Annotated in this window: 4 protein-coding genes; 3 read left to right on the top strand and 1 reads right to left on the bottom strand. The window is 39.4% G+C overall.

Features of this window, described 5'->3' with window-relative positions; genetic code table 11:
- The first annotated feature begins 111 nt into the window (after positions 1-111).
- Both F6K54_RS08870 and F6K54_RS08865 read left to right on the top strand, forming a co-directional pair.
- On the top strand, positions 112-3,426 hold the full coding sequence (locus F6K54_RS08870; RefSeq protein WP_366558083.1) for an AAA-like domain-containing protein: 3,315 nt from the start codon (positions 112-114) through the stop codon (positions 3,424-3,426).
- A 313-nt stretch (positions 3,427-3,739) separates the two neighbouring features.
- On the top strand, positions 3,740-4,390 hold the full coding sequence (locus F6K54_RS08865) for an AAA-like domain-containing protein (protein WP_366558082.1): 651 nt from the start codon (positions 3,740-3,742) through the stop codon (positions 4,388-4,390).
- Between the two features lie 387 nt (positions 4,391-4,777).
- Here F6K54_RS08865 and F6K54_RS08860 read toward each other — a convergent pair whose 3' ends face one another.
- On the bottom strand, positions 4,778-5,395 hold the full coding sequence (locus tag F6K54_RS08860; protein WP_293076604.1) for a hypothetical protein: 618 nt from the start codon (positions 5,393-5,395) through the stop codon (positions 4,778-4,780).
- A gap of 766 nt (positions 5,396-6,161) precedes the next feature.
- On the opposite strand from F6K54_RS08860, the gene F6K54_RS08855 reads away from it, so the two are divergent.
- Positions 6,162-9,803, top strand: coding sequence for an AAA-like domain-containing protein (locus F6K54_RS08855; RefSeq protein WP_293076602.1), 3,642 nt, complete (start codon positions 6,162-6,164; stop codon positions 9,801-9,803).
- Positions 9,804-9,985 lie beyond the last annotated feature (182 nt).

The following is a 9,985-nucleotide window of genomic DNA, read 5'->3' as shown; positions in this document are numbered from 1 at the left end:
GGATAAAACCTCGAATCTAATACCAAATTTATAAGAAGTTGCCATAATAAAGTTGCATAGAATAATATTTTAATCAAAGTTGAATGTAGTTCCAGACAGACAAGTTCATAAATTTCTTCAAGAAGGATACAACAGGAAAATATTGCCTGTGTCAGTATTGATATGACAGAAATTGGCACCCATGATATTACCCCTTCAGAATGGTATGCCAGTATTATTGATACTATTTTGACTGGCTTAAATTTAGATGATGATTTTGATATTGAAGAACTTTGGGAAGCTAATAGCCAACTTTCTAATGTGAAACGTTTTAGTAAATTTATCGGTGAAATTTTATTGCCATCTATTTCTCAAAATATTGTGATTTTTATTGATGAAATAGACAGTACCATCAGTCTACCTTTTAATATTGATGATTTTTTTGCAGTTATCCGAGATTGTTATAATAAGCGGTCTGATAATTATGATTGTCAAAAGTTGACTTTTGCTATGATAGGAGTCGCAACTCCAGCAGATTTAATTAAGGAAAAAAAACGCACTCCTTTTAATATTGGTAGAGCGATAAAATTAACAGGTTTTCGGTTAGCTGAAGTTGAGCCATTGGCAAAAGGTTTAGTAGAAAAAACTACCAATATTAATAAGTTGATGAAGGTAGTGTTAGATTGGACCGGAGGCCAACCGTTTTTGACCCAGAAAGTTTGTAAGTTAATTAAGGATCGTCCAGAAATTGTACCTAATGGCCAGGAAGCCGAATGGGTGGCCGATTTACTCAGACAGAGAATAATAGACAATTGGCAAGTACATGATGACCCAGAACATTTAAAGACCATTCGTGATCGCCTTTTATTTAATGAAAAACGGGCGAGTAGGTTATTGGGTTTGTATCAGCAGGTTTTGAATAGTGGAGGGATAATAGCAGGTGATAACCCTGAGCAAATGGAACTCCGCCTCACAGGTTTAGTAATAAAACAAGAAGGACGCTTACAAGTTGCTAACCGCATTTATCAAGAAGTGTTTAATTTACTGTGGGTGGAAAAGGAGTTGGGAAAGTTGCGCCCTTACTCTGAAGCATTTAATGCTTGGGAGAAGTCGGGATGTAAGGATGAGTCGCGACTGTTACGGGGTCAAGCATTGGCAGATGCTTTAGCGTGGTCTGTAGATAAAAGTCTGAGCGATCGCGACTATCAATTTTTAGCTGCTGCCCAGGAAGTGGAGAAACACGTGATCGAGCTGGAAAAGTTGGAAGCGCAGATAGAGTTGGATGCTCAGGCAAAGGCAAATCAGATATTGGATGAAGTGAAACAGAAAGCAGAAAAACGACTGCGAATAAGTTTTGCAGTATTGGTACTATCGTTTATAGTCGCAGCTATTACTGGAGTTACGGTTTGGCGGGCAAATCTCGAGGTTGCGGAAGCAGAAGCAGTGCGTAAAAGTATTACTGCCAAGTTATTATCTGACTCAAATCAATATTGGGAGGCATTGTTGCAAGCTTTAAGAGCAGCTAAACAACTACCAAAGTCTAACCTCATCTTCCAACCCCAGGCGGATAGCAAGATGCAAGTAACAGATGCTCTGAGTCAAGCTGTATATAATATAGATGATGGAAAGTACCGAGAAATTAACCGCCTTCATGGGCATGAGGATGCGGTCTGGGATGTAACATTTAGTCAGGATGGAGAGACTATTGCAACTGCAAGTCTTGACAAAACAGTGAAGCTGTGGAACCGTCAGGGCAAATTATTGCAAACTTTCACCGGCTATGAGAATTTGTTCTTAGGTGTAGCATTTAGTCCCGATGGAGAAGCTATTGCTACTGGGAGTCGTGACAAAACAGTGAAGTTGTGGAACCGTCAGGGCAAATTATTGCAGACTCTCATCGGCCATGAGAATGCCCTCAATGATGTAGCATTTAGTCCCGATGGAGAGACTATAGCAACTGCAAGTTATGACAATACAGTGAAGTTGTGGAACCGTCAGAGTCAATTATTGCAGACTCTCACTGGGCATAAGTATCCGGTTGAGGGTATAGCATTTAGCCCCGATGGAGAGACTATTGCCACTGCAAGTTATGACAAAACAGTGAAGTTGTGGAATCGTCAGGGTAAATTATTGCAGACTCTCACTGGGCATGAGGATGCGGTCTGGGATGTAGCATTTAGTCCGGATGGGGAGACTATAGCAACTGCAAGTTATGACAAAACAGTGAAGTTGTGGAACCGCCAGGGGGAATTATTGCAGACTCTCACCGGCCATAAGTATCCGGTTGAGGATGTAGCATTTAGCCCCGATGGAGAGACTATTGCCACTGCTGACAATACAGTGAAGTTGTGGAACCGTCAGGGTCAATTATTGCAGACTCTCATCGGCCATAAGGATTCGGTTTATGGTGTAGCATTTAGTCCCGATGGAGAGACTATTGCTTCTGCTAGTGGTGACGATACAGCAAAGTTGTGGAGCCGTCAGGGAAATTTATTGCAGACTCTCATCAGTCATAAGTATCCGGTTGAGGATGTAGCATTTAGCCCCGATGGAGAGACTATTGCCACTGCTGACAATACAGTGAAGTTGTGGAACCGTCAGGGTCAATTATTGCAGACTCTCATCGGCCATAAGGATTCGGTTTATGGTGTAGCATTTAGTCCCGATGGAGAGACTATTGCTTCTGCTAGTGGTGACAATACAGCAAAGTTGTGGAACCGTCAGGGTCAATTATTGCAGACTCTCATCGGCCATAAGGATTCGGTTTATGGTGTAGCATTTAGTCCTGATGGAGAGACTATTGCTTCTGCTAGTGGTGACAATACAGTAAAGTTGTGGAACCATCAGGGTCAATTATTGCAGACTCTCATCGGCCATGAGGATGCGGTCTGGGATGTAGCATTTAGTCCCGATGGAGAGGCTATTGCCACTGCTAGTTATGACAAAACAGCAAAGTTATGGAACCGTCAGGGGGAATTGTTGCAGACTCTCACTGGGCATGAGAATTCGGTTGATGATGTAGCATTTAGCCCGGATGGAGAAACTATTGCCACTGCTAGTCGTGACAATATAGTAAAGTTATGGAACCGTAAGGGTCAATTATTGCAGGCTCTAACCAGTCATAAGTTTTCGGTTACAGGTGTAGCATTTAGTCCTGATGGAGAGACTATTGCCACTGCTAGTCTTGACAAAACAGTGAAGTTATGGAACCGTCAGGGGGAATTATTGCAGACTCTCACCGGCCATGAGAGTTTTAGGGGTGTAGCATTTAGCCCTGATGGAGAGACTATTGCCACTGCAAGTTATGACAATACAGTGAAATTATGGAATGGTTGGAGGTTTCCTTATGAGTGGGCTTGCAACTGGATGCGTGACTACCTTGAAAATAACCCCACTGTCAGTGAAAGCGATAAACGTTTGTGTGATGGTGTTGGGTTATTTCAGTGAACAGTTATCAGTTATCAGTTAGTAATAATTGCTATAGAGTGTATCAAGTACAAATATCAATAATTACAGCAGTTTTGGAGTTGATGAGGTACAAAATTCTAGGACTTTAGGGAGTAGGTAGTGTAGAAAAAAGTGCGCCTGTTTTAGTCTAAAACGCTTAAAAAGTTAGTATTTTAGGCGCATAGTTGGGCAAGACAATCTTTGGAAAATTCTTACTTCTACCCCCTATAAATTCCCATTCCTCCTGTCTCCTGTCTCCTGTCTCCTACCCCTACTAAAAGACTTTTGAGCGCAAACCCTAATTATATTAATTATGAATAATTACGAATATTATCTTGGTGGTAGTCTTCCACTTTACGCCACAACTTATGTCAAAAGACAAGCTGATGAAGACTTATATCAAGGTTTGAAAAATGGATATTTTTGTTATGTTTTAAACTCCCGGCAAATGGGTAAATCTAGTTTGCGGATCAAAACAATACAACGTTTACAACAGGAAAATATTGCTTGTGTCAGTATTGATATGAAAGAAATTGGTACCAATGATATTACCCCTTCAGAGTGGTATGCCAGTATTATTGATACTATTTTGAATGGTTTAAATTTAGATGATGATTTTGATATTGAGGAACTTTGGGAGGCTGATAGTAAACTTTCTAATGTGAAACGATTTAGTAAGTTTATTAGTGAAATTTTATTGCCTTCAATTGAGCAACATATTGTAATTTTTATTGATGAAATAGATAGTACCCTCAGCCTACCTTTTAATATTGATGATTTTTTTGCAGTTATCCGAAGTTTTTATAACAAACGAGATAATAATTCTGATTATCAACGGTTAACTTTTGCCATGATAGGAGTTGCAACTCCAGCAGATTTAATTAAGGATAAAAAACGCACTCCTTTTAATATTGATAGTAGACCGATAAAATTAAAAGGACGGTATGGATTTTCTCTTCTATAAACTAGGAAACAATAATTATTAGAATTTCGGTACACAATATAGTAACTTAATGCCGATTGGTTATCTATAATTTCTAGTTTATCTACCTTGAAACCAGGGGGAATAAAAGTTGATACAATGACTTTAAATTCATCTATAGTTATATGACCTCTTCCCCCTACTAGCTCTATCTTTTTTTTGTCTACATAAACTAAGCGCTTTAGTTGACTAGCTGTAAGTTTAGCTGACCTAGCAATACCTTGAGATTGCGCTAAAGTATCAACGGATTTCGATTGAATTGTCACAGCTTTATCAATGTTAATTAAACTTAATATTAGTCCTGTTAAAAAAACTATTTTCCAGATCTTAAGTTTCATTATGTTAAGTTTCATTTTTTTACCTTCTACTTTAAGGACTTAAGTATTGCAAAGATTCTATAATTTTAACTGCTTCTTGCATACTAATAACTTTGCATTTTTTTGCCCATACTGGAGATTCAAATTCGATATTTTCAGACGTTCTTAATCTAATACAAGGCTGACTAGATATCACACCAGATTGATAGTAGTCAAGATAAACCTTTCCCAAAATAGGTGAATCAACTTCAACAACTTCCCAAACATTGATACCATAGTCAGGAGACTGACGAGGTTTTAAATTCGTTGTCTTAATCAGATAAAAACAGGAATTATTACTATTTCGATAAACAAGTCTGTAACTTAATTCCGAGTTATTATCTATAATTTCTAGGTCATCTACATTGAAACCAGGTGGAATAAAAGTTGGTAAAATGACTTTAAATTCATCTATACCTTTCTTACTTTTTTCTCCTAGTTCTATCTTTTTTTTATCTATAGAAACTAACCGTTCCAGTTGACTAGCTGTAAGTTTAGCTGACCTAGCAATATCTTGAGATTGTGCCAAATTATCAACTGATTTAGATTGAACTGTCACAGCTCTATCAATGTTACTTAAACTTAATATTAGTCCAGTTAAAAATCCTATTGTCCAGACATTATGTTTCATTACAGAACACCCGACTAAGGTCGTCATTGCCAGTGAAGCGTAGCTTCAACAATTAATTATTAATTATTAATTATTAATAATTACCTCTCCTTGAAAACGGATAGGATTGACGCGGTAGGGAAAATTTATTCTTTTTTCTTGGTCGATGATCGGCCAGCGAGGAGAAATAATATTTCCTGATATTCAATTCCGTAACGGTTTTAACTAGGGTTTGCTGATTAAATATCGCGCTTATTGACTGATATTGGTTTGAGTAATTTTAGGTCTGGAAAAAGTGCGAGGTTTTAGGTGGTAATGGTTCAAAAATTCAGGATTTTGGTCAAGAGTTGGGCAGAACAATCTTGGAACAAAACTTAGCTCCTACCTCCTCCAAATTCCCATTTCTCCTGTCTCCTACCTTCACCCATAAGACTTTTTCAGCAAACCCTAACTAGAGGTAATTATCCATTATCCATTAATGAAGCCTGCTGCGGACTTCGTGAGATTTAATTATCCCTACCTACTTAACTATATTAACCTAAGCATTTCCTGCGGAATGCTGCGCAAACAGCTAGCTTGCTGTCAGCTAACCTCCTCCGGAGGAACTGCGTTAACAGCAAAAAGACTATCTCATATAGGACAGTGTTTAAATTAACAACTGACTTTAAGAGCAAGGGAATCAACTTTTCTAGTAAGACAATTAATAAAGCTTTTATCTTAAATTAAAAGCAATAGCTGAAGTGCTGATAGCTGACGGCTGAATGCTTACATATTAATTATATTAACTATGAATAATTACGAATATTATGTCGGTGGTAGTCTCCCACTTAATGCCACAACTTATGTCAAAAGACAAGCTGATGAAGACTTATATCAAGACTTAAAAAATGGAGAATTTTGCTATGTTTTAAACTCCCGACAAATGGGAAAATCTAGTTTACGGGTCAAAACCATGCAACGCTTACAACAGGAAAATATTGCCTGTGTCAGTATTGATATGACAGAAATTGGCACCCATGATATTACCCCTTCAGAATGGTATGCCAGTATTATTGATACTATTTTAACTAGCTTAAATTTAGACGATTATTTTGATATTGAAGAACTGTGGGAAAATAATAGTCAACTTTCTAATGTCAAACGTTTTAGTAAATTTATTGGTGAAACTTTATTGCCGACAATTTCTGAGAAAATAGTAATTTTTCTGGATGAAATAGATAGTATACTGAGCCTACCTTTTAATACTGATGACTTTTTTGCAGTTGTCCGAGATTGTTATAACAAACGGGCAAATAATTCAGATTATCAACGATTAACTTTTGTGATGATAGGAGTCGCAACTCCGGCAGATTTAATTAAAGAGAAAAAACACACTCCTTTTAATATTGGTAGACCGATAAAATTAACAGGTTTTCGGTTAACTGAAGTAGAACCCTTAGCAAAAGGTTTAGTGGAAAAAACTACCAATATTAATAAGTTGATGGAGGTAATTTTAGATTGGACTGGGGGACAACCATTTTTGACTCAGAAGGTTTGTAAATTAATTAAGGATAGTCCAGAAATTGTACCCGATCGCCAGGAGACGGAATGGGTGGCCGATTTGCTCAGACAGAAAATCATAGACAATTGGCAAGTACATGACGATCCAGAACATTTAAAGACCATTCGCGATCGCCTTTTATTCAATGAAAAACGGGCAAGTCGGTTATTGGGTTTATATCAGCAGGTTTTAATCCCCCACACTTTAGAACTCAGAACTCAGAAATCAGAACTCAGAAGTGATACTCCCCACACTTTAGAAGTCAGAACTCAGAAATCAGAACTCAGAAGTAATACTCCCCACTGCCTCCTGAGAGGGGGAGGGGCGAGGGGTAGGTCCCACACCCAGGCAAATGACAACCCTGACCAAATGGAACTTCGCCTCACAGGTTTAGTAATAAAACAAGAAGGTCAGTTACAAGTTGCTAACCGTACTTATCGAGAAGTATTTAACCTCCAGTGGGTGGAAAAGGAGTTAGGAAAGTTGCGCCCTTACTCTGAAGCATTTACTGCTTGGGAGAAGTCGGGATGTAAGGATGAGTCGCGACTGTTACGGGGTCAAGCATTGGCAGATGCTTTAGCGTGGTCGGTTGATAAAAGTCTGAGCGATCGCGACTATCAATTTTTAGCTGCTGCTCAGGAGGTAGAAAAACAGGCGATCGAGCTGGAAAAGTTAGAAGCGCAGATAAAATTGGATGCTCAGGCAAAGGCAAATCAAATATTGGATGAGGCGAAACGGAAAGCAGAAAAGCGACTGCGGATAAGTTTTGCAGTATTGGTACTCTCGTTTATAGCAGCAACTATTACTGCAGTGACAGTCTGGCGAGCAAGTTTCAAGGTAGCAGAAGCAAAAGCAGTGCGAAACAGTATTACTGCTAAATTATTATCTGAGTCAAATAAACATTGGGAAGCAATGCTGCAAGCTTTAAGAGCAGTAAAACAACTACCAAAGTCTAATTTAATATTCCAACCCCAGGTTGATAGCAAAATGCAAATTACAGATGCTCTGAGTCAAGCTATGTATACAGATGATGGAAAGTATCAAGAACTTAACTACCTTCAGGGACATGAGGATAGGGTCTTTGGTGTAGCATTTAGTTCCGATGGAGAGACTATTGCCACTGCCAGTGCTGACAATACAGTGAAATTGTGGAACCAAAAAGGAAAATTATTGCAGACTCTTTCCGCTCATGAGGATAACATCAGAGGTGTAGCATTTAGTCCTGATGGAAAGACTATTGCTACTGCCAGTGCTGACAATACAGTGAAATTGTGGAACCAAAAAGGAAAATTATTGCAGACTCTTAGCGCCCATGAGGATACGGTCAGAGCTGTAGCATTTAGTCCCGATGGAGAGACTATTGCCACTGCCAGTGCTGACAATACAGTGAAATTATGGAATCAAAAGGGAAAATTATTGTGGACTCTTACCGGGCATGATAATTGGGTAAATGGTATAGCCTTTAGTCCTGATGGAGAGACTATTGCCACTGCCAGTAGTGATAATACAGTCAAATTATGGAATCAAAAAGGAAAATTATTGCAGACTCTTACCGGGCATGATAATTGGGTAAATGGTATAGCCTTTAGTCCTGATGGAGAGACTATTGCCACTGCCAGTAGTGATAATACAGTCAAATTATGGAATCAAAAAGGAAAATTATTGCAGACTCTTACCGGGCATAATAATTGGGTCAATGGTATAGCCTTTAGTCCTGATGGAGAGACTATTGCCACTGCCAGTAGTGATAATACAGTAAAATTGTGGAACCAAAAAGGAAAATTATTGCAGACTCTTACCGGGCATCAAAATTGGGTCTGGGGTGTAGCATTTAGCCCCGATGGAGAAACTATTGCTACTGCCAGTGATGACAAGACAGTAAAATTGTGGAACCAAAAGGGAAAATTATTGCAGACTCTCACCGGGCATCAGAATTGGGTCAATGGTATAGCCTTTAGTCCGGATGGAGAGACTATTGCTACTGCCAGTAGTGATAATACAGGAAAATTGTGGAACCAAAAGGGAAAATTATTGCAGACTCTCACCGGGCATCAGAATTGGGTTAGAGGTATAGCATTTAGTCCGGATGGAGAGACTATTGCCACTGCCAGTGGTGACAATACAGTAAAATTGTGGAACCAACAGGGAAAATTATTGCAGACTCTCACCGGGCATGAGGATACAGTCGATGGTATAGCATTTAGTCCTGATGGAGAGACTATTGCCACTGCCAGCGGTGACAAGACAGTAAAATTGTGGAACCAACAGGGGAAATTATTGCAGACTCTCATCGGCCATGATAATTCGGTCAATGGTGTAGCCTTTAGTCCGGATGGAGAAATTATTGCTACTGCCAGTGCTGACAATACAGTAAAATTGTGGAATCAAAAGGGGAAATTATTGCAAACTCTCATCGGTCATAATAATTCAGTCTTGAGTGTAGCATTTAGTCCGGATGGAGAAATTATTGCTACTGCCAGCGCTGACAAAACAGGAAAATTGTGGAACCAACAGGGAAAATTATTGCAGACTCTCACTGGGCACCAGAATTGGGTAAATGGTATAGCATTTAGCCCGGATGGAGAAATTATTGCTACTGCCAGCGCTGACAAAACAGGAAAATTGTGGAACCAACAGGGGAAATTATTGCAGACTCTCACCGGGCATCAGAATTGGGTCAATGGTATAGCATTTAGTCCCGATGGAGAGACTATTGCCACTGTCAGTGCTGACAAAACAGTAAAATTGTGGCGAAATATAGAATCGTTCGATCGCCTCCATCAGTGGGCTTGTGACTGGATGCGCGACTACCTAGAAAATAACCCCACTGTTAGTGAAAGCGATAAGCGTTTGTGTGATGGTGTTCCCAAAATATCCTCCGAACGTTGACAATTAGACATCTCCAGAAAAGAGGGAGTAGGGAGTAGGGAACCCACCCCTCGCCCCTCCCCCTCCCAGCTATCCCTTACCCATAACTCCTGAAACCCTTGTGCGGACGGGGAGACACGGAGAGGGGGAGACACGGAGAAAAAATCATATTATCTAAGTAAAAATACTTAAAATTTCACGGA

The sequence above is a fragment of the Okeania sp. SIO3B5 genome (assembly GCF_010692555.1).
Taxonomy (GTDB): domain Bacteria; phylum Cyanobacteriota; class Cyanobacteriia; order Cyanobacteriales; family Microcoleaceae; genus Okeania.
The sequence above is the reverse complement of the archived record's forward strand: the minus strand, read 5'-3'. Positions and strand labels throughout refer to the sequence as shown.